This window comes from Candidimonas nitroreducens (assembly GCF_002209565.1).
GTDB classification, from domain to species: Bacteria; Pseudomonadota; Gammaproteobacteria; order Burkholderiales; family Burkholderiaceae_B; genus Candidimonas; species Candidimonas nitroreducens.
In genome coordinates this window covers 66092-88109 of the sequence record NZ_NJIH01000009.1, presented here as the reverse complement: position 1 = coordinate 88109, position 22018 = coordinate 66092, and the positions used below count along the sequence as shown (strand labels likewise).

Annotated in this window: 18 protein-coding genes and 1 tRNA gene; 8 read left to right on the top strand and 11 right to left on the bottom strand. The window is 62.6% G+C overall.

Going from position 1 to position 22018, the window contains the following annotated elements; genetic code table 11:
• The first annotated feature begins 296 nt into the window (after positions 1 to 296).
• The 3 genes from CEY11_RS16160 (at position 297) to CEY11_RS16150 (ending at position 3532) form a co-directional block, all read left to right on the top strand.
• Complete coding sequence (locus tag CEY11_RS16160) at positions 297 to 1760, top strand: SLC13 family permease (protein WP_143322889.1); 1464 nt, start codon at positions 297 to 299, stop codon at positions 1758 to 1760.
• A 127-nt stretch (positions 1761 to 1887) separates the two neighbouring features.
• Positions 1888 to 2736 (top strand): N-formylglutamate amidohydrolase, encoded by an 849-nt coding sequence (locus CEY11_RS16155; protein ID WP_088604449.1) that lies wholly within the window; start codon positions 1888 to 1890, stop codon positions 2734 to 2736.
• Positions 2737 to 2785: 49 nt separating this feature from the next.
• Positions 2786 to 3532, top strand: coding sequence for an IclR family transcriptional regulator (locus CEY11_RS16150; protein WP_088604448.1), 747 nt, complete (start codon positions 2786 to 2788; stop codon positions 3530 to 3532).
• 61 nt (positions 3533 to 3593) lie between these two features.
• Here the strand turns inward: CEY11_RS16150 and CEY11_RS16145 are convergent, their stop codons facing one another.
• Positions 3594 to 3914, bottom strand: coding sequence for a TM2 domain-containing protein (locus tag CEY11_RS16145; RefSeq protein WP_408608138.1), 321 nt, complete (start codon positions 3912 to 3914; stop codon positions 3594 to 3596).
• 110 nt (positions 3915 to 4024) lie between these two features.
• On the opposite strand from CEY11_RS16145, the gene CEY11_RS16140 reads away from it, so the two are divergent.
• Positions 4025 to 4540: a DUF2478 domain-containing protein gene (locus CEY11_RS16140; RefSeq protein ID WP_088604667.1), complete on the top strand. Its 516-nt coding sequence runs from the start codon at positions 4025 to 4027 to the stop codon at positions 4538 to 4540.
• A 203-nt stretch (positions 4541 to 4743) separates the two neighbouring features.
• On the opposite strand, the gene CEY11_RS16135 is transcribed toward CEY11_RS16140, so the two are convergent.
• The 9 genes from CEY11_RS16135 to CEY11_RS16095 form a co-directional block, all read right to left on the bottom strand.
• A tRNA-Thr gene (locus CEY11_RS16135) sits at positions 4744 to 4819 on the bottom strand.
• Positions 4820 to 5151: 332 nt separating this feature from the next.
• Positions 5152 to 6306: an iron-containing alcohol dehydrogenase gene (locus tag CEY11_RS16130; RefSeq protein WP_088604447.1), complete on the bottom strand. Its 1155-nt coding sequence runs from the start codon at positions 6304 to 6306 to the stop codon at positions 5152 to 5154.
• Positions 6307 to 6320: 14 nt separating this feature from the next.
• A complete protein-coding gene (locus CEY11_RS16125) occupies positions 6321 to 7715 on the bottom strand; it encodes an amidase (RefSeq protein ID WP_158215341.1) in 1395 nt (464 codons plus the stop codon).
• 56 nt (positions 7716 to 7771) lie between these two features.
• Complete coding sequence (locus CEY11_RS16120) at positions 7772 to 8530, bottom strand: DeoR/GlpR family DNA-binding transcription regulator (protein WP_088604445.1); 759 nt, start codon at positions 8528 to 8530, stop codon at positions 7772 to 7774.
• 39 nt (positions 8531 to 8569) lie between these two features.
• Complete coding sequence (locus tag CEY11_RS16115) at positions 8570 to 9646, bottom strand: ABC transporter ATP-binding protein (RefSeq protein ID WP_088604444.1); 1077 nt, start codon at positions 9644 to 9646, stop codon at positions 8570 to 8572.
• 16 nt (positions 9647 to 9662) lie between these two features.
• Positions 9663 to 10547, bottom strand: coding sequence for a sn-glycerol-3-phosphate ABC transporter permease UgpE (gene ugpE / locus CEY11_RS16110; protein ID WP_088604443.1), 885 nt, complete (start codon positions 10545 to 10547; stop codon positions 9663 to 9665).
• Entirely contained in the window at positions 10548 to 11441 is an 894-nt protein-coding gene (gene ugpA / locus CEY11_RS16105) for a sn-glycerol-3-phosphate ABC transporter permease UgpA (RefSeq protein WP_088604442.1), read from the bottom strand.
• Positions 11442 to 11470: 29 nt separating this feature from the next.
• Complete coding sequence (gene ugpB, locus CEY11_RS16100; RefSeq protein ID WP_158215340.1) at positions 11471 to 12790, bottom strand: sn-glycerol-3-phosphate ABC transporter substrate-binding protein UgpB; 1320 nt, start codon at positions 12788 to 12790, stop codon at positions 11471 to 11473.
• A gap of 57 nt (positions 12791 to 12847) precedes the next feature.
• A complete protein-coding gene (locus CEY11_RS16095; protein WP_088604440.1) occupies positions 12848 to 14419 on the bottom strand; it encodes an alkaline phosphatase family protein in 1572 nt (523 codons plus the stop codon).
• Between the two features lie 479 nt (positions 14420 to 14898).
• Here CEY11_RS16095 and CEY11_RS25780 point away from each other — a divergent pair, with 479 nt between their 5' ends.
• From CEY11_RS25780 to CEY11_RS16080, 3 genes are all read left to right on the top strand, one after another.
• Complete coding sequence (locus CEY11_RS25780) at positions 14899 to 16410, top strand: HdeD family acid-resistance protein (protein WP_233154921.1); 1512 nt, start codon at positions 14899 to 14901, stop codon at positions 16408 to 16410.
• A gap of 198 nt (positions 16411 to 16608) precedes the next feature.
• Entirely contained in the window at positions 16609 to 18276 is a 1668-nt protein-coding gene (locus tag CEY11_RS16085; protein ID WP_088604439.1) for an acid phosphatase, read from the top strand.
• Positions 18277 to 18319: 43 nt separating this feature from the next.
• Entirely contained in the window at positions 18320 to 19621 is a 1302-nt protein-coding gene (locus CEY11_RS16080) for an MFS transporter (RefSeq protein WP_198958921.1), read from the top strand.
• A 145-nt stretch (positions 19622 to 19766) separates the two neighbouring features.
• Here CEY11_RS16080 and CEY11_RS16075 read toward each other — a convergent pair whose 3' ends face one another.
• Entirely contained in the window at positions 19767 to 21212 is a 1446-nt protein-coding gene (locus CEY11_RS16075; RefSeq protein ID WP_088604438.1) for a YdgA family protein, read from the bottom strand.
• A 169-nt stretch (positions 21213 to 21381) separates the two neighbouring features.
• Between CEY11_RS16075 and CEY11_RS16070 the strand changes: the two genes are divergently transcribed.
• Positions 21382 to 21999, top strand: a complete 618-nt coding sequence (locus CEY11_RS16070) for a 2-hydroxychromene-2-carboxylate isomerase (RefSeq protein ID WP_088604437.1) — start codon at positions 21382 to 21384, stop codon at positions 21997 to 21999.
• Positions 22000 to 22018: the final 19 nt, after the last annotated feature.

Genomic DNA, 22018 nt, shown 5'->3' with positions numbered 1-22018 from the left:
TCACCTCCAGGCCTGCGTTTCTTATCAGGCGTCCGGCGCTTCCGGGCGCCTGCACCTTTCCAGACGCCCATCCGAGCCGGGCCGCACGCCTGCTGCGCCGCCAATACACTTCTTCCGTCTTTTCTTCCGCCCTTGCGGCGTCCGCCGCCGCACCTCCTTGTTTCAACAGACGAAACAACTCGATTATATTTTCGCTCCGCAGCGCCCCAGGCTTTATCAATGGGAAATTCGGTGGCTAACTACGCGCGTCCTCAGTCTCATTTCGTTGAACGAAACATTCCGCTCGGAGCCGAACCGTGATCGCTGACGCCGCCACGCCCGCAAGACCGCAGAAAAAGATGCTGCACCCGGTCGCCATCATGCTGCTCATCATGCTGTTTGCCATGGCGCTGACCTACATGCTGGACTCAGGCATGTTCCAGCGCGCCGGCAAGCTGGTAGTCGCCGGCACCTACCACGTGCTGCCCAAGGAAAGGCACCTGAGCGACCTGCTGTACAGCCCGCCACATGGCAAGAGCGCCGCGCCGGCCAGCCTGGTCTCGACCCTGGCCGCAATACCCAAAGGCCTGAGCCAGTCCGCCGACCTGATCTTCATGGTGATGATCATCGGCGGCATGTTCGGCATCATCCGCAAGAGCCGCGCCATCGATGCCGGCATAGACCGGCTGCTGGAGGTGACCCGCGGCAACGTCTACTGGCTGACGCCGCTGCTGATGATCGCGCTGGCCTGCGGCAGCACCTTCCTGGGCCTGATCTCCGAATACCTGGTGCTGATCCCGGTGGTCGTGCTGCTGGCCGAGCGGCTGGAGCTGCCGCCGCTGTTCGGCGTCGGCCTGGTGCTGATCGCGGCCAAGATCGGCTATATCGCCTCCATCACCAATCCGCTGGCCCTGAACATCACCCAGCCGCTGCTGGCACTGCCCGCCCTGAACGGCGTCGGCCTGCGCGTCTTCGTCTTCTGCCTGTACCTCGCCCTGGGCATCGGCTACATGCTGTTCCAGGTACGGAAGATGAACGCGGCCAGGCGCTCGGCCGGGGGGCATGTTGCCGCCCCCGGGAGGGAGGCCGCCCAGCGGCGGGAAGGCCCGGCGCCTGCAAGGGCCGCCGCCGGCACGCGCCTGGCGGGGCGGCACCTGGCCCTGCTCTGCGTGCTGGGTGCCAGCATCGTCGCGCTGATCTACGGCGTGAACCGCTACAACTGGCACTCCAAGGATCTGAGCACCTTCTACCTGGCGGTGGCCATCGTGTCGGCGCTGATCGCCGGCCTGCCGCTGCGCGACTCCTGCGATGCCTTCCTGGAAGGCATGAAGGGCATGGTGCTGGCGGGCCTGCTGATCGGCCTGGCCGCCGCCATCAACATCGTGCTCAGGGACAGCATGGTGCTGGACACCGTGATCTACAAGCTGTCGTCCCTGGCCGACGGCCACTCCACCACCTTCGCCGCGCAGGGCATGATGTTCGTCGAGATGATACTGGACGTGCTGGTGCCCTCGACCTCGGGCAAGGCGGCCATGAGCATCCCCATCCTCGGCCCCATCGGCCAGCTCGCCGGCATAGGCAAGCAGTCCATCGTACAGGCCTTCCTGTTCGGCAACGGCCTGACCAATATGATCACGCCCACCTCGGGCATGCTGCTGGCATTCCTGGCCGCCGGCAAGGTGAACCTGCTGGAATGGCTGAAATTCATCCTGCCGCTGTTCGTGCTGCTGGCCGTCCTGTCGCTGGCGATCATGGCCTACGCCATTTCCGTGGGCTACTGAAATAAGCGGCAGCGCCGGCCCATGCCGGCCGCCGGCTGCACAACCCGCAAGCGCCTCTCGCGTGCAACCGCCCGGGCGTGCCGCGGCAGCGCCGCGCCGCTTCCCGCATCTATCCGGACATACTGCCATGACCGAAACCCAAGCCCCCTATACCCTGCAGGCTCCTGAAGGGCCGGCCATTCCGCTGATATTCGACTCGCCCCACAGCAGCCGGCATTTTCCCGCGACGGTGCCGGTACGCGCCAGCCGCGCGCAGCTGGACACCGGCTGGGACGCCTGGGTGGACGAACTCTGGAGCGGCGCGCTGGCCGAAGGCGCGCACATCCTGGCCGCGGGCTTTCATCGCGGCTACATCGACGCCAACCGCAACGTGCGCGACATCGACGTCGAGCTGCTGGCGCAGCCCTGGCCCGGGCCGATACAGGCCAGCGCCAAGACCCGGGCGGGCATGGGGCTGATCCGCCGCTACGCCCTGCCGGGCGTGCCGGTCTACGACGGGCCGCTGGACGTCGCCGAGGTGCGCCACCGCATCGACCACTACTACCAGCCCTACCATGCGTGCTTGAAAAACCTGCTGGACGAAGCCCATGCGCGCCACGGCGTGGTCTGGCACATCGACTGCCATTCCATGAAGTCGGTGGGCAACGCCATGAACACCGATGCCGGCGCGGCGCGCCCCGACGTGGTGATCGGCGACTACGACCACAGCACGGCGCCGCGCGAATTCATCGAATGGCTGGCCGGGCAGTTCCGCGACCTGGGCTACCAGGCGGCGATCAACCAGCCCTACAAGGGCGCCGAGCTGATCCGCGCCTACAGCGACCCGGCGGCACGCCGCTACAGCCTGCAGATCGAGCTGAACCGCCGCCTGTACATGGACGAACAGCGCTTCGAAAAACATACGGGCTTTGCCGCTTTGCAGGTTAACCTACACGAAATAGCACGCCGCATCGCGGCCCGTATAAAACAGGGCTGAAGACGGGACGGCGCGCCCGCCCCGCCTCTCGAGACGCCATGCACGCATCGTGACCGACTACACCGTTTCCGCCGTCGACGAAGCCCTGGCCCTGCTGCTGCGCATCGCGCAGTCGCCCGGGCTGGGCGTCACCGAACTGGCCCGCGACAGCCACAATACCAAGGCCCGCGCCTTCCGCCTGCTGTATACGCTCGAGCGCCGCGGCCTGGTGCGCAAGCAAGGCCCCCAGGGCCTGTACTTTCTGGGCAACAAGGCCTTGTACCTGGGGCTGTCGGCACAAGAGCAGACGCGCCTGGTGGGCCTGGTGCGCCCCCACCTGAGAGAACTCGGCCGCCTGTTCGGCGAGAACGTGCAGATGCGGGTGCGCGACGGCCTCGAAACCCTGTGCATCGCGCGCTGGGACACCGTCGACCCCGATCGCGTGCACAACGACGTTAGCGTGCGCCGCCCCCTGCACGTGGGCGCCTCGGGCAAGGTACTGCTGGCCCACAGCCCGCCGGACGTACTGGAAGCCCTGCTGAGCCAGCCGCTGGCGGCGCGCACGCCCGACACCCTGGTGCGGCGCAGCCAGATCACGCGCGAGCTGGCCCGCATACGCGCCAACGGCTACTCCATCTCGCGCGGGGAAAACACGCCCGGCGCAACCGCCGTGGCGGTGCCCATCTGGAATCGCGACAAAGAAGTGCTGGCCTCGCTCAGCGTGGCCGGCCCGGGCCGGCGCTTCTCGAACGAACGCACCCAGGCCATCAAGAACAAGCTGCTGGAAAGCGCGCAGGTGATTTCCGCGCTGTGCTGAGATGCGCGCGGCATCGCGCGCCGTTATGCCTGTTTATTGCAAAGGCCTGCCTGCTGCCAGGCTAGTTAGGCACTTGCCCGCCGCTGGCCAGCGTATTGGCCAGCTGTGTGTTCTTGATCCGGATCCACTTGGGGATCAGGAACGCATCCACGATCACCCAGATGCCCAGGATCATCAACAGCACGGCGCCTATTCCCACCGCGGCCAGCGCCGAGCCGACGATGAGCAAGGCGATCATGCCGACCGCGCTGCCGGTCTTGCCGACATAAAAGCGGTGGCCGCCCAGGCCGCCCAGAAAGAACCAGAGCAGGTAAGCCACCAACAGGCTCTTCTTGTTGGCGTCGTAGAGCATGGTCACGGCGGCGGGGTTGTTGTTGTCCACGGCAAACTCCCTTTCCTTGTCGATTTGATGACGATTCTATCCTTCCGGGCTCCCGCTTGCACGAAGCTCACGCCGTGCCTATTATTTGGTAAAACATGCGGGTCATTGCCATGACAGCTTCCAGCTCTATCGCCTATATCGCCAACCAAGAGGGCCTGGACTCCCAGGCGCTGCTGTCGGCCGCGGCCGCGCAATGGCGCGCGGCGGGCCTCAAGGCCGTCGGGGTGGTCGCGGAAAACAACGACGTCGAAGGGGCATGCAGCGCGGGCTTCCTGCGCGATCTCGCCTCGGGCGAAAGGTTCTCCATCCAGCTGGATGCGCCGCCAGCCGGCACCACGTGCCATCTCGACACGGCCGGCATGGAAGGCGCCGGCATGGGCCTGCTGGCCCAGATACCGGATGCCGACGTGATCATCTTCAGTAAGTTCGGCAAGATGGAAGCCGCGCGGCAAGGCCTCTGGGCCGCTTTTGCCGCGGCCGTCGCGGCCGGCAAGCCGCTGCTGACCACCGTGTCGCCGCGGCACATGCAGGCCTGGAACGCCTACGCCCCCGCAGCACTGCGGCTGGAAGGCGAGCCGGCGGCGATTGCGCAGTGGTGGCATGCCGTCCGGGCCGCAGCGGCATGAGGCGCTAGGCCGCTACTCGCGCCACGCGCATATCTATGTGGATATCAGCATAAGGGCAGCACAGGGCGCCGGACTCGGCACGGCTCGATCAGGCCCAGCTCTACCAGCGCCGCCGCATCCTCATGAACGCGCTTCACGTCGCGCGACTACAGGCGCCCCATAGCAAGAAGGGCCACCCCTAGGGGTGGCCCTTCTTGCTTCTTTGGTGCCGCTTGCCGGATTCGAACTGGCGACCTTTTCATTACGAATGAACTGCTCTACCAACTGAGCTAAAGCGGCGAAACCTGTAAGCCGTCCGAACCGTGTTTCGTACTGCCTCGGCCACGACCTGAAGAGTCGAGCATTCTAGCAGCTTTCGCGTCTGTTGGAAAATTGCGGCCGTATCCAATATCGGACGAGTCTGAACGTGGCTGCGTGATTCCAGCATCAGATGAGTCTGAGCGAGCCTGCGTGATTCCAACATCAGGCGATATCTGAGCGCGGGGGATCGACCTAAGGTCATCGGGGGACGATCTTGAGCCCACGCGACGACGGACTCACCAGCCTGCCAGCCTGCGCACCCCGGGCCACTACCGCGCGCGACCCAACAGTCGCCTGACCCTGTCCGGCGGTCAGTACACGCTTTCGTACACGGCCAGCGCGTCCTGCTCGGTGACTTCGCGCGGGTTATTGATGAGCAGGCGCGTTTGCTTCATGGCGTCTGCGGCGAGCATGGGCAGATCGCCCTTGGGAACGCCGTGATCGCGCAAACGCAAGGGCAGCCCGGTCTTGGCGACGAGCTCGCGCAACGTCCGCAACAACTCCGTGGCCTGGGCCTGATCATCGCCAGCGGCCGCCGGCAGCAGTTCGCGCGCCAGCTGCGCATATTGCGCTGCCGCCGCGGGCAGGTTGAACTCGAGCACCGGCAGCAGCACCAAGGCATTGGTCAGGCCGTGCGGCAGATGGTAATTGCCCCCCAGCGGATAGGCCAGCGCATGCACGGCGGCGACAGGGGCATTGGCGAAGGCCTGCCCGGCCAGCATCGAGCCCAGCAGCATGGCCTGGCGCGCGCCCGCGTCCTGGCCGTTGGTGCACACCCGCACCAGATTGCCCATCAGCAGGCGCAGGGCAAGAACGGCAAGATGATCCGACAAAGGATTCTTCAGGCGCTTGCTGGTGTAGGCTTCGATGGCGTGAACCATCGCGTCTATGCCTGTGGCGGCCGTGATGTGCGCCGGCAGGCCCAGAGTTAGCTCGGCATCGAGCACGGCCATGTCGGCATAAAGCTGCCGCGCCACGATACCGCTTTTCGTCGTGCTGCCCGTGGTAACAATAGAGATGGGAGTCACCTCCGATCCGGTACCCGCCGTGGTCGGAATCAGCACCAGCGGCAGGCGGGCGCCTTCGACCTTGTCCACCCCGTACATTTGCTCCAGGGGTTGCTTGCTGCCCAAGAGAATCGCCACCAGCTTCGCCACGTCCATGGACGAACCGCCGCCAAAGCCGACGACGACGTCGGCGCCTTGCGCCCTGGCCCGCGCACTGATGGCCAACACCACCTCTTGGGGAGGATCCGCCTGGACGTCGCTGATGACGTCGACCTGCCAGCCACTGCTATTCAGGCTGGACAGCGCCGCATCGAGCAGCCCCATACGCAGCAGCGGGGCATCGGTGATCACGCACACCCGGCCCCTGGCAAAGCGCTGCGACAGCAGTTCGCCCAGACGGCGGGCGGCCCCGGCTTCGACCACGATGTGGGGTACAGTCTGAAAATTGAATGCGTTCATGCCGCTGCTCCGTCTTACTGGCACTCGGGCCATTGCATATCAAAGCCACGCAGCGCCTCGTACTGTTCGGCTAGCTGCATTACACCACGGTCGTCGAAACGCTGGCCGATGATTTGCATACCTATCGGCAAGCCCCGCTCGTCGAAGCCCGCGCACACGCAGCCCACAGGCTGCCCCGTCTGATTGAACATCCCACAATAGGATGTCAAACGATAGATGTCATCATCGTCGGGCGCATTACTCTCGGCGGCCCAATTCACCTTGTTCACGACAGGCGCAAGGACATAATCATACGCGGCGGTAGCCCGCACAACCTCGGCCTTGGCCACGTCGACGGCTTGGATAGCAGCCTGATAGTCCAGCGCGGTGAGCCGGCGCGCCCGTTCCGCGAACTCCAACAGGGGCAGATAGCTCAGATCGCGCTGCTCCTGGCTCATCGCCTCGAAACGCGCCAGCATCGTGGTAGCCGACATCTGCGCCAGCGGAACCAGAACATCCACGTTCAACAGTGCAGACATCTCTTCGACCTGTGCACCCGCACGGGCAAGCGTCTCGGCAGCGTTGCGAACAGCCGCAACAACGGCCGGTTCCGCCTTGTTGCCATAGCCGACATCCAGTAGCAAGCCGACGCGCAGTCCCTTGGGTTCGCGCCATCCCGGCACACCCGCGGCCAGCGCAGGGAAGCTTCCATAATCGCGCTTGTCTGTGCCTGCAAGGACATGCAGCATCGCTGCTAGATCTCGCGCGCTACGAGCCATAGGCCCTGCTTCGCGCACGGCAACCACAGGTAGATGAGGCACAAGGCCGTGCGTCGGCTTCAGGGACGCCAAACCGCACAAACTGGCGGGGAAGCGCACGGAGCCCGCTATATCGGTACCCACACTCAGGGCCCCCAACCCAGCTGCCAGGGCAGCCCCGGCGCCGCTCGACGACCCGCCTGTGTTAAACGCGGGGTTCCAGGGGTTGCGAGTGACTCCGAACGCCGTGCTGACACCGGATCCGAACATACCATGATCAGGCATTGTGGTTTTGGCAAACAGCACAGCGCCCGCCTCGCGCAGCCGCGCCGCCGGGGGAGCATCCTGCGCGGAAACGATTTTACGCAGGGCCCTGGAACCGACCTGCATGGGCGCACCCTTCATGGCAATACTGTCTTTGATGGAAACCGGTACTCCGTCCAGCAGACCCAACGGTTGCCCCTCTTTCCATCGGCGCTCGGATACTAGGGCTTCCTGTCTGGCCGACTCCTGGGCGATATGGAAAAACATATTGAACCGGGGATTGAGGCGCTCTGTGCGGGACAGCACCGCGTCCAAAACCTCGACTGGACTGAAATCGCCCCGCCGGTAACCCGCCACCAGATCAGTCGCGTTCAAGTGACATAGGGATTCAGATGATTGTGCAGACATAGAATGCTCCATTACGAAATTCGTGTGCCCTGCCCAGCTCGACAACTGGCTTGGCTTCAGACGCGGATGATGTCACCCACCCCTGCCTCCATCAACTGCGCAGTGCAAGCCTGCGGGGCCTTCTTGTCAGTGATTAGTGTCGAAATACGGTCGCAGGCACAAACCTGTATACGGCTGAAGTTGCCAAGCTTGCTATGATCAGCCAGAACAACTACCCGCTCGGCGTTTTCACACATGGTGCTGGCCAGATCAGCCTCTTCCAGATCGAAGTTCATCGCCCCTTCGTTCGGATTGATGGCAACTGGGGAAAAAAATGCGATCTGCGGCCTGAACCGACGTAATTGGCTATTTGTGATCTCGCCATACGTGCCAGGAACATCCGAGCCCAGGCGTCCGCCCAATAAAATGACGTCGCTAGCACCGCCTTCATGCACCGTGGCGGCCAGGCCCAGGGAGTTTGTCAGGATTTTGACCCCGAGTACGCTCGCCAGGAACTGCGCGAAGGCCAGTGTGGTCGTGCCGGCATCGACCGATATCAACATGCCTGGCTCAACCAGTCGGGCGGCGGCAGCGCCGATGCGCCGTTTTGCTTCAGAGTTGGCGCTTACCCGATTTTTGAAGGCTGGCTCGGCATCTTCAGCGCGAGTGAAGCCGCCGTGCACTCGCCTGAGACGTCCCTGGGATTCAAGCTGGACAATGTCCCGGCGCAGTGTTTCGCGCGAAACACCGAACTCTTCGCACAAATTGGCCACACTGACCTGTTCTCGTGTAGCGAGGAGCGACAAGATGCGATGATGACGGTCTTTGGCCCACACGTCTATTCTCTCCGAAAACGTTGAATCAATTTCGAGCGATCAGATGCGACACTGCGTAGCCGCATCAAAAATATGCAGATCCCGCTCGCTCACACGAGCATGAATATCTGCCGCCCCGACCTCGACGTCAGGAGCGACCGCCACAGAAAACTGGCCACCACCACTGCTTGTTGCATGCAGCAGCCGGGTTCCACCCAAATCTTCCGACAGATCCAGTTTGGCCTGGAAGACGCCAACGCCGTGATGAGCATCGGAGACAAGCCGGAAGGCATCTGGGCGAACCCCCAGCACTATGGACGACTCGGCATAAGCCGCGAGGCGACGCGTAAGCGGAATCTCCACGCCGTTGTCCAGATGCAAGCGGCTCCCGCCTTCAACCACCTTACCGGCAAAGAAATTCATGGGTAAAGAACCCACGAAACCCGCCGTGAACAATGTTCGAGGCTGGTTATAGACTTCGGAGGGACTCCCAACCTGCTCCACCACGCCGGCATTCATCAAAACGAGCTGGGTCGCCAACGACATTGCTTCGATCTGATCGTGCGTCACCAGCACTGATGTGGCGTTCAAGCGCATATGCAGGCGCTTCAATTCCATGCGCATTTGATTTCTTAGTTTCGCATCAAGATTGGATAGAGGCTCGTCGAAGAGAAACACCTTCGGCTCGCGAATAATGGCACGGCCCATCGCAACGCGCTGGCGCTGCCCGCCGCTGAGTTGCCCGGGCCGCCTTTCGAGCAGGGTATCTAATCCGAGTATCGATGCCACTTCCTTGACTTTAGCTTCGATCTCGGTTTTTTTTGCCTTGGCCAACTTCAGGCCGTAGGAAAGATTCTCTCGAACCGACATGTGCGGATACAAAGCATAGTTCTGGAAAACCATGGCTATCCCACGGTTCCGCGGCTCAACGTCATTGATGACACGCCCGTCTATGGAAATTTCGCCACCGCTGATTTTCTCGAGACCCGCGATCATCCGCAGCAGTGTGGACTTTCCGCAGCCGCTCGGGCCAAGAATCACGACGAAGTCGCCTGGCGCGAAGCTCAGATTGACATCGTGGATGACCTTTACGTCGTCGTAGGACTTGTCGACGCCTCGAATATCTACCATTCCCATCTGAAAACCCCTTTATTTATTTTTCGGCGTCCACAAGCCCTTTGACGAACCAGCGCTGCAGAATAAGCACTATCGTCACCGGAGGGATACTTATCAGCAGGGCACGCGCCATGGCGGTATTCCAATGCGGCACGGAATCCGACACACCCGGCAGGCTCTTTGCCAAGCCAACCACCGCAGTAGTCATATTCGGTTCGGTAATAATCAACATGGGCCACAGGTACTGGTTCCAGCCGAACACGAATAGAATCACCGTCAAGGCAATAACATTGGTTCTCGACAAGGGCCACAATATGTCTCGTGCGAAGTGGATCGGGCCCGCCCCGTCGATCTTCGCTGCCTCGAGCAGTTCGTCCGGCACCGTCAAGAACAATTGGCGAAACAGAAACGTCCCAGTTGCGGAGGCGGCCAAAGGAAGAATCAAGCCAGTGTATGTGTCCAGCAGATTCCACTCGAGATGAACCTTGAGCACACCCCCCAGCAGCCAGTTGAGAGGGGCGAAAACATTGGCCGCCAACTCATAGGTCGGAACAATGCGCACCTCTACCGGCAGCATCAGGGTACTGAATATGAGCCAGAATGCGAGTACGCGGAAGCGGAACCGGAAGTATGTAACCGCAAATGCGGCTATAAACGATACCGCTATCTTGACTATTGTGATGCCAAGCGCCAGAACCAGCGAGTTGAACAACTGGCGCGCAAAATTCGGCGTACGTATGGCCTCTTGTAAATTATCGAATAATTCCTTGCCAGGCATTAACGGCATGGGAATTTTCAATACATCGTCAAGCGAATGCGTGGACGCCACGATCGCGTAATAAAGAGGCAGACACATTGCTATCGCCCCGAGCAAGAGCATCAGGTGACAGAAAGCGTCAAACCAGGGAGAGCGTTCGACCATTTACTTTCCTGAGTATTTTATTTTTTTCTCGATGTAGCGGAACTGCACGAATGTCAAGCCAACCACCAGCAGCATCAGAATGACCGACTGGGCTGACGAGCCACCGAGATCCTGAGCCACGAACCCATCGTGATACACCCTGTACACCATGATGTCGGTAGCGCCCGCCGGCCCACCTTGAGTAAGCGAGTCGATAATCGGAAAGGTATCGAAAAATGAATGTATGACATTTATGACCAAGAGAAAGAAAGTAATGGGCGCCATCAAGGGAAAGATAATGGTGAACAGCCTCTTGATCGGCCCGGCTCCATCAATTGCGGCGGCCTCTATCAGGGATTTTGGCACGGCCTGCAAAGAGGCCAGGAAGAATACAAAGTTGTAGGTCACTTGCTTCCAGGACGCGGCAACAATCACCAGGAACATTGCATCGTTGCCGTTGAGCAGAGGATCCCAGTTGAAGCCGAACTGGCGCATCATCAGTGCAATGGCGCCGTAGGTCGGGTGGAAAAGAAACAGCCAGAGCACGCCCGCCACAACAGGCGAAATAGCATAGGGCCAAAGCAGCAGCATCTTGTAACCGCGCTTGCCGCGGATGACATGATTGACGAACACAGCGAATGCCAGGCCTGCAATCATGGATAGGGACGTCGAGCCGGCGCTGAATATTATGGTTCGCCAGACCGAATTCATATATTCAGGGCGCGACAGCACGTCCTTGAAATTCTGCAACCCGACAAAAATCGAACTCTGACCGAACGGGTCGGTAAGCATGAACGCCTGGAAAAATGCCTCGATGGCCGGCAATATCGCAAATACCGAAAGCACCAGCAGCTGAGGCAGCAGGAATAAGGCTACCAACCAAGGGTAGCCCTCAAAGTGAGCTCGTTTAATCATGCGTATTTTTGTTTATATGGAAAATAAGCCTATTTCCCGGTAGCTTGATATTGCTGTTGAAACCTTTCAAGAAATTCGTTACCACGGCGTACGGCACTGTCCATAGCCTGCTTTGCGGTTTTCTTGCCAGCCCAAACGGACTCAAGCTCTTCATCCAATACAGCATTAATTTGAGCGGCGTTTCCGAGCCGGATTGTCATGGAGGCCCTGGTGGGAGTCGCGCGAGTCAATTCCTTTATGGCCACTTCTTGATCCGGATGTTCTTTGTAATATCCGTCGGCTTCCAGCGACTTGTAGGCGCTGTTGGTCAACGGAATATACCCAGTGTCCTTGTGCCATTTGATCTGTTGCTCGGGCTTGGCTAGAAACGCCAGAAATGCCGCTACGCCCTTGTAATCTTCGGCTTTATGCCCCTTCAGCACCCATATGGTGCCCCCACCGATCAGGTTGTTCTGCAGCTTGATATTGGGCTCATGCGGAACGGGTGCGGCCGCAAATTTGAAGTGCGCGCCTTTTTTCAAGAAGGCATATACCGCCGAGGATTGGATCATCATGCCGCAGCGCTTGGACAAGAATGCGGGAATTGCGCTGCCACCCGCACGCCCAGCATACATATAGCGCCCGTCTTTGATCCACTTGGCGATGCGTTCGATATGCTTGATGACGAATGGATTGTTGAACACCAAGCGCGTGTCGATCCCGTCGAGGCCGTTATTACGAGTTGCCTCCAGTACATTGTGCATGATCGAATAATTGTCTACATGCACCCAGGTTTGCCAGCCTACCGTAAGGCCGCAGACCATGCCGGAAGCACGCAGCTTGGCCGCATCTGCACCGACCTCGTCCCAGGTTTCGGGTGGGCTGGCGATGCCGGCCTTCTTAAAGGCTTCTTTGTTGTACCAAAGAACTAGCGTGGAAACGCTGAACGGCCACGACAGCAATTTGCCGTCGGCAGATCGATAATAGTTCAGAATGGGCTGAACGTAATCGTTCCAGTTAATGTGATAGCCAGCCTTGGCCATAAGACCTTGTACCGGCACGATGGCACCCGACGAAATCATGGTCTGCGTAGACGCGCCAATAGCAACCAGCATATGCGGCTGCTTTTTCGCCCGGAATGCCGCTATAGCGTTATTCAGAGTTTCCGCATACGAACCTCGGGCCGATCGCACGACTTTGTACTTGGTCTGGGATGCGTTGAATGCATCAACCTGGGCGGCCACCGCATCATCCAGGGCACCTAGTCCAGGATGCCAGAACTGGATTTCCAGCGGCGCCGCATGGATCTGCTGTGCCGCGAGCAGTACTGCGGCACCCGCCATCAGCGACAACTGTTTTATTTTTAACATGGGGCTATCCTCCATTAGTGGAAAGAAAAATCAGGCGGCGTCCAAAGCCGAGGCACATCAGGAGCCACTGACCGATGCATTGACCGGGTCACGCACAACCATGCCATTGGGGCTTGCACACATGCCGGTCAGCTCTCGTCGGGAACTGTCCATCTGCCAACTCAGTAACCGCTGTGCACAGTCAAGCATGACACGGGCATAACTGCTGTCGGCGGCTACGTTATCGAGGCATCCGGGGTCGGATCGCAGGTCGTAAAGCAGCGGTGGCAGTGCCGAAAAATGGATATAAAGAAAGTTTTGCAGGCGCAGCGCGACAACCCCGCAGCGGTCCATGGGCAAACCCAGCATCGTTTCAGCCCCGGGAACCCAGGTATCGCGGTAGTCGTACTCCCAATGAGCGGCATCACGCCAGTTCGAGTCCGTGCGTCCACGTAAAAAACCGAGTAGCGTATGGCCATCGCATTGGCGCGGCACGGCCGCCCCGACCCAATCGAGAATGGTCGGCATGATGTCGACCGCTTCGGTGAACTGCCGTATCTGTGTTCCGCGAGTGGCGTCGGCTGCGTTTGCGGGATCGCGTACGATTAATGGAATGTGGTACGACTGCTCGAAGGGGCACTCTTTACCCAGTAGCCAATGATCGCCAAGCTGCTCACCATGGTCGGAGGTCACCACAACAAGAGTATGGTCGTACAGCCCCCACTCTTTGAGCTTGGCGATAAGGCGCCCCAGTTGCGCATCCACCTCGGTCACCATGCCATAGTACGTGGCCCGCAACTGGGCGAGATCCGAGTCCGACATATCTTTGACCAGCCCTTCGCCATCGCGCCAATAGTGTGCCGCCCGAGTGCGCCGCAGGCATGTGTCAATCAAGGGATGGCTCGCCGCCTCTTGCTCTGCCGTTGCCTTGCGCAGGGGTTTGGCCATGTCGGCCGGGTTGTACATCTCGTTGTAGGGCGCGCTCGCAATGAACGGCGGGTGCGGCTTGATGTATGCTGCGTGCGCAAACCAGGACTGCTCGCGCCTTACCGAAATAAACCGCAGGAGCGCATCCGTCAAAAATGCCGAAATACTGTGCTCGGCCTTGAACTGCGCGGCAGCCCGCGTAGGGCCTTCACCTGGCATCCGGGTGGCGGGCCTGTAGGCTGCTTGCACATCCGTGCCAAAAGCGTAACCCTGCTCTTCCAGGTATGCCAGCCAAGGCGAGGGAACATCCGTCAAGAGGAGCTCGGGGAAAAACCCGGGCAGCACACTTTCATAAGAATGCATCGCCGGGTTATTAGCTCCCAGGCCGCGCGGATCAAGCGTCGTGTCGGTATAGCCGAAAAGCGCAGGCACATAGCCCGCGTTGGACATCTCCACGGCGATGTTGGTGAATTCTGCGGCTAGTGGTGTGCCGTTGCGCTTGACGCCATGATTATGCTGATACATGCCCGTCAGCAATGAGGCGCGCGCAGGAGCGCATGGCGCACATTGCCCGAAGTGCCGCTGAAACACCAACGCATCGGCAGCAAGCGCATCCAGATGTGGTGTCTTTGCCAGCGAGCCGGCCATTGCCCCGAGCGCATCAGCTCGCCAATGATCCAGCACAACAAAAAGCACATTTCTCGGAGCAGGCGATGATGGCATGTTCGAAGATCTATTATGGCATTACATACTACCCATAATAGCACATAAACACATTTAAACAATATATAGAAATCTCGCATTTGGCTTCTGGCATCAGCTGTGGCTGCGCTCAAAACTATGCTATTTCATGAAGATTGAGCCTTATGGCCCCATACAAATATCGGGTAAACCCTTATAAAATCACACTTATACCCTCTATATGTCAAATTGGCTCAGACCCTTCACGATGGCCGGCACAATCGAGAATGCTGGCTCACCTCATCGATGTGTATTTTTGTGCTTTTTTACTTTTAAAGCGAATTTTCCACACCACCAAGGAGCCGATTCCAGGCACGATCCACTGAGCGTCTGAATTTGCGGTAGATTCATAGGCCAGCAACGAACGTCAGTGCGATCGAGAGCGTGCCGTGTCCGTAAATGCCTTTGATAGAATCAATGCGAAGCCGCGCGGCGGCAAATCGCAAGGACAATGAAGGATCATGGTACGGCTGGTACTGCTGCTGCTGGGTGTCGATTATCTGCGCAAGCGCTGGCTGGGCCTGCTGGCCGTAGGAGCCGTATGGGCAGTGGCCGGTGCCGCCATCTTCGTGGACGCGCTTGACGGCGTCCTGTACTTTCCCTTGGGCGTATTCGCCTTCCTGCTGCTGCTGGAAGGGCTGGCCACGCTGGTGTCCGCGCACAGCGGCGTAGGCGGGCACCGGGTGCTGCGCTACGTCAAGGGCGCGGCCGTGGTGCTTACCTCGATAATCGTGATGGCGCGCCACCCGCAGGGCAATTTCGTGCTGTCGATGATCTTCGGCACCCTGTTCCTCATCGACGGAATACTGCAGGCGATCGCCGCGCACGTGGTGCGCTACCCGCGCTGGCGCCTGGGCATGGCCGAAGCAGTCTGCGAAATCCTGATCGCCATTTTCTTCTACCAGCCCTATCCGACCCATTACGCCGGCACGGTGCCGTACTTCGTCGGCCTGTTCCTGATATTCGGCGGCCTGCACATGGCCGTGCTGGCGGTGCGCGCCCACACCCTGCCGGCCAACCCGGCCCTGCCCAGGCAGATACCGGACGCCGGCACGGGCGCCGCGGCCGCGGCCATGGCGACAAGCGCAACGACGACTGCCGGTACAACTGCTGCTACAACTACCGCTACTACGTCAACGACTGCAGCCCCGGCTGCAGCCGCTGCGGCCGAGACTGCGCAACGGCCGGCCGGATCGCCGGCGGCACAAGCTCGAGCCGACCAAGAGCCCCCCGCCGCGGATGAAGACAAACACCCTGCCCTGATCGTGCACGTCTGGACGCCGACCGGCTCGTCCAAGGCGCCGACGCAGCGCCAGCCCATCGTCGACCGCTACATCGCCGCCGTCGACGTCAACGGCGTGATTTCCACCGGCCACGCGGCGCTGGAATCGCCCGAAGGCATCTATATCAGCCTGTATCCCGGCGTCGAGATAGACCGCTCTCCGGACGACATGCGCAAGGCGCTGCGGGCCACGGCCGAGAACGACGTGCCGGGCCGCTTCCTGGTCGACTATCCCGGCGAAGCCAGCGAATGGTGCCCTTCCACCGTGCGCGTGCAGATCCGCAATTACGACCCCGACAAGCTGCGCCAGCACTGGGAGCAAAGCCGGCGCAACAACATCTACAACCTCACCCACCGCAATTGCTCCAGCACCGTGGCGCAGGCCTTGGAAGCCTCCATCGACGGCGCGCTCGGCCGAGCGTACGGGCCGGAGTCGGGCTGGCGCGCCTTCCTGCGGGTGCTGGCCACACCGGAACTCTGGGTCGCGGCGCAGGTGCGCAGGCGGGCCACCACCATGGCCTGGACGCCGGGCCTGATCCTGGATTATTCCCGCGCCATGAGCCTGCTGACCTCGCCGCGCAGCGTATCGTGGTGGCGCACGGCCCGGATGTCGGCAATACGCATCCGCGCCCGGCGCCGCAAATGGCGCAGGCTGGATGAACGGAAAAACAGCGCCGGGCCAGGCGCCTGACGCGCTGCGCATCCCTGGCGATAGCCGGGCATCGCATATATTCCTTGTCCGGCCTTCATCACAATTACATGCTTTGGGTACATACTTGCGCAACGAGAAGCTACGCAGCTCGTTGAGCCGGGGCACCCCGGGCGCAGACAGGCTGCGCACAGGCCAACCGGGCCGATACGCCCGCAGCGGGCACAAGGAGGCTACCCCATGAATCACGATGAAGACGACTACGACCCCAGCCGACCCGACAGCCCCGGCCGGCGGCGCCTGCTGGGCGGCATGGCCGCTGCCGGCGCGGGCCTGGCGCTGGGCGGGCGCGACGCCCTGGCGCTGGCGGCCGACAACGATCCGCAGGCGCAGCTGACCCGCGCCCTGCGCTCGCAGGTGCGCAACATCGTGGTGATCTACGCCGAGAACCGCAGCTTCAACAACCTGTACGGCAACTTCCCCGGGGTGCTGCACCCATTGTCCGAGGCAATGCCCGAACACTATACGCAGCTGGATCGCGACGGCCGCACGCCGCTGCCGCAACTGCCCCGGATCTGGGGCGGCCTGGTGCCGCGTGTGCAGAACATCGGCGACAAGACCTATGAAATCACCCAGGCGCAGATCGACGGGCTGGCCAACCGGCCGTTCCCGATCAAGGACGCCCAGGGCACGCCCCTGCCGCTCGACGTCATCACCCGCGACCTGTGGCACCGCTACTACCAGAACCAGATGCAGATCAACGCCGGCCGCAACAACCAGTTCGTCGCCTGGGCCAACTCCGGCGCCCTGGTCATGGGCTACTATGCCGACACCGCGCAAGACCTGCGGCTCTGGAGCATCGCCCGCCAATACACGCTGTGCGACAACTTCTTCATGAGCGCCTTCGGCGGCTCGTGGCTCAACCACATTTTCCTGATTTCGGCCCAGGCGCCCTACTGGCCGCAGGCGCTGCACGGCCCGGCCTCGAAGCTGCTGTCGGTCGTGGAAGGCGACGACCCCGCCGGCACCCGCCTGAAGCTGGCGGCCAGCTCGCCCGCCTCGGCCCTGGACGGGCCGCCGCGCTTCTTCAAGGACGGCGCCCTGACCGCCGACGGCTATGCCGTGAACACCATGGCCGCGCCCTACCAGCCCAGCCACGTCCGGCCCGCCCCGGGCGGCGATCCGGCCCTGGCCGACCCGGACAGCATCAAGGTGCTGCCGCCGCAGCACTACGCCACCATAGGCGACCGCCTCAGCGCCAAGGGCGTGGACTGGGCCTGGTATAGCGGCGCCTGGCAGTATGCGCTGGATCACGAAGGCAGCGGGCCGGTGCCCGACTTCCAATACCACCACCAGCCCTTCAATTATTTCGCCAACTACGCACCCGGCACCGAGGCGCGCCGCCGCCACCTGCGCGACGGCGGCATGGGCGACGACCCGGGCACCAACCGCTTCCTGGCCGACGTGGACGCCGGCCGCCTGCCGGCCGTCGCCTTCTACAAGCCGCAAAGCAGCCTGAACATGCACGCCGGCTATGCCGACGTGGCTTCCGGCGACCGGCACATCTCGCACATCGTCGAGCACATCCGCAACGGCCCGCAATGGCGCCAGACGGTGATCATCGTCACCCACGACGAGAACGGCGGCTGGTGGGATCACGTCAGCCCGCCGATGGGCGATCGCTGGGGGCCGGGCTCGCGCATCCCGGCGCTGGTCATTTCCCCGCTGGCCAAAAAGGGCCACGTGGATCACAACCTGTACGACACCAACTCGATCCTGCGCTTGATCAGCCGGGTGCACGACCTGGAGCCGCTGGACGGCGTCGCCGCGCGCGACCGCGCCTTCGCGTCCCGCGGACAGGCCGGGCCGGGCGATCTGACCGGGGCGCTCGACCTGGGCCAAGCGTAGACCCCAGCCGGGCCGCGGCGGGCTCGTGGTATAAGAGCCCATCATGCCACTGCCCAAGCAAACCGCCGCCCCCCGGGAGCAAGTTTCCGCCGCGGGGCCGGCGCACATGCTTATAGCCGCCCGCCTGGCGCGCAGCATCGGACAGGGCGCGCTGGTGGTGGACTTCTCGCTATACCTGCACCGGCTGCAATGGACGGCCGTGCAGATCAGCCTCATTCTTGCCGTCACGCTGCTGGTGGGCGCCACGCTCACCATGCTGGTCGGGCCGCTTAGCGACCGGATCGGGCGGCGCCAGTTCCTGATGTGGTTCGAGGCGGCCCAGGCCCTGGCGGCCCTGGTGGGCTGCTGCAGCGCCAGCCCCTGGCTGCTGGCGCCCGCGGCGATAGTGGGCGGTTTCGGCCGCGGCGGCAATGGCTCGGCGGGGCCTTTCGCCCCGGTCGAACAGGCGTGGCTCGCGCAAGGTGTGCCGGCGGATCGCCGCGGCCGGGTCTACAGCCTGAACGCCGCCAGCGGCTTCGCCGGCATGGCCCTGGGCGCGCTGCTGGCCGCCCTGCCGGCCCATCTGGGCGGCTGGCTGCCGGGCGCGCTGGCCTTCCGCCCACTATTCGGCATTGCCCTGCTGGGCTCGCTCGTCTGCCTGGCGCTGCTGGCGCGCGCGCCGGACTCCGAGGCCGGGGCCGGGCGCCGCACTGGCGCGCCGGCGCAGCGAGCCGCCGCAAGCAGCCCCGCACAGGCCGCGCCGCCCGGGACGCAAGCAGCCGACGAGGCCGCGCTGCGGCGTCGCGAAAACGGGCTGCTGCTGCGCCTGGGCCTGGTCAACGCCGTCAACGGCATGGGCGTCGGGCTCACCGGCCCGCTGATGTCATACTGGTTCGCCATCCGCTACGACCAGGGGCCCGGACTGATAGGCCCGATGATGGCGCTGGGCTTCCTGCTGGCCGGGCTGTCTTCGCTGCTGGCCGGACGGCTGACCGCCAGGCTGGGCATCGTGCGCACCGTGGTGCTGATGCGCCTGGTCGGCCTGGTGTTGTTCGTGGCGCTGCCGTTTGCGCCGACCTTCGGCATCGCCGCCACGCTCTACACCCTGCGCAACTTGTGCAACCGCGGCACGGCGGGAGCGCGCAACGCCCTGAGCGCGGGCCTGGTGCGGCCGAGCCGGCGCGGGCTGGCGGCCAGCGTGGCCAATGTGTCGCTGCAGATTCCTCGTTCCATAGGCCCGGTATTCGCCGGCATGCTGTTCCAGGCGGGCTTCCTGGGACTGCCTTTCCTCATCGGCGCCGCGTTCCAGGCCGGCTTCGTCTACTTGTATCACCGGCATTTCGACAATGTAGAAATGCACCCATGAAGGTGCATTGCCGCACGGTGCGCTCGCCCGCAGGGCGCCGGCCCATATGCGGGGGCACATGCAGCTCACCCACCACGAGCCACGGGCTACAGGCCGCGCGCAGCAGCCCGCGCGGCCTTCGCACGGTGCCGGCGCGGGCCTTGCGTTACATGGCCGATGCCAATGCCTTTTGCACGAAATCGTCGACGCTCATGTCCTTGCCATTGACCTCGACGCGGCCCTTGCTGTAGCGGATGGCGGCCGTTACGGTATCGCCCTGCTTCTGCACCAGCCCCTGCGCCTCCAGCCTGCCGGCATACTGGTCGAACAGCATGGTGCCCAGCAGCGGCGTGGCGGGCTGCCCGGACGACTTGGCCAGCTGTGCCGCGGCTTCGATGAACATCGGGCGCGATATCGACAGATTGAAATCGATCTGCTGCAGCACCTGCGGCAGCAGGGACTGAAAGCCGGCCATGCCCGCTGCGGAGGCATCGCCTTGCGGCGCGGCAAGGTTCAGCTTCAGCGCAAATGAACTCTGGCCCTTGTCGTTCTTCCAGACCATGGGATCCAGCGCCAGCATCGGCTGGCTGTCGAGCAGCCCCAGCGCCTTCTGGCGCAAGGCGTCGGCCTCTGCGTCGCTCATGGACGAACCCAGGTCGTCGCCATGCTTGGCCCGCAGCGCATCGTATTCGCTGGCCAAGGCCGCCAAGGCCTTGGTATCGAGGTGCGTGGCGCCCGATCCGATCGTGACCGAACCCAGGTCGGCATCGCCCACGCCGATACGGCCCAGGTCATAGCGCAGCGTGGCATCCAGCAGGCTGCCCTTCTGGTTGCTGTCGAAATGGAAGCCCAGCTTCTGCACGTGTATGGCCGCGGCCCCTTGCTGCGGCGTCAGATCCAGGCTCTGCAGCTGCCCTTCGCTCTTGATCTGCGAGGCATCCGCCGCGGGCGAGCTGGTGGTGCTGTGCAGCTCGACCCCCTGTACGGCAATGCGTTCGCCAGTATCCGGATACACCAGGGTCAGCGACGGGAACTTGCCGCTGAACTTGCCGTTCTTGCCGTCGCCGTCGGCGTCCACGCTCATGAAGCCGCCGCCGAACTGCACATCGCCGTCGGCATTCTTGTACTGCAGCGGCTTGAAGTTCCAACGCGACTGGATCAAGCCCGAGAACTGCACGCGGGTCTGCGCCGTGACCGGCGACTCGCCCTTGAGCGCATCGAACCAGGGCTGCGTGGCGGCCGTCGGGATCAGTTGCGACTGGCTGTAAGCCAGCAATGGCGCGTAGCGTCCGGCGCGCAGGGCCGACCACGGGAAAGGCCCATGATCCAGGTGATCGTGCAAGGTGAAATCGGCCGCCTTGCCGTCGGGGCCCTTGAATTCGATGGACAGCAGCACGTCGGACGAGAACACATGGCGCTGGTAGTCGTTGACCACGACCTTGAGCGTGCCGTTCGCGGCGCCGGGCCCGAGCACGCCGGCGGCGCGTTCGTTGGCCTGCTGCACGGCCCGTTCCACGACCTGCTGCGCCCTTTTGCCCACATACCACGAACCCGCCGTATAGACCACGCCCACGGCAACCACTACTCCCAGGACTACTGCGCTTTTTTTCATCTGTGTTCCGCTTTTTTCCGGCCATGGCCCACGGCCGCGGGGCGCGGCCACGCACCGCGCTGGATATGGATATGCATCATACAAAGAAAGCGTCGCGAAAGGCCGCGGCAAATCAGGATAAACTGTTTACAGACTGTATCGATTGCCAGGCAGACCCGCGCAGGCCACCATGAACAGCCCCATAGACTTCTATTTCGACTTTTCCTCTCCGTATTCCTACTGCGCCAGCACCCGCGTCGACGCGCTGGGTGCCGAACTCGGCCGCGCGGTGCGCTGGCACCCCATCCTGCTGGGGCCGGTGTTCAAGCAGATAGGCGTGGTTCCGCTGGTCGACGTACCCATCAAGGGCCGCTACGCGCTGCACGACTTCGCCCGCACCGCGGCGCTGTTCGACATCCCCTACGTGCACCCGCAGAAGTTTCCCGTGGCCACGATAGGCGCCGCGCGCGCCATGCTCTGGATCGACGCGCAACACGGCGCGGCCAAGGCGCGCGACTTCGCGCACGCGGTATTCCACGCCTACTTCGCCGCGGGCCAGGACATCAGCCAGCCCGAAGTCGTGCTGGCGGCGGCTCAGCAAGCCGGGCTGGACGCCGGCGCGGTCGCACAGGGCATGCAGCAGGACGACATCAAGGCGGCGCTGAAGTCGGGCATCGAAGCCGCCACCGCGCGCGGGGTGTTCGGCGCGCCATTCATTTTCATCGACGACGAGCCCTTCTGGGGCTTCGACCGCTTCGACTACATCCGCAGATGGCTGCAGCGCCGCGGGCCCGGCGCAGCGGCCTGATACGCATCTGCAATCAAAA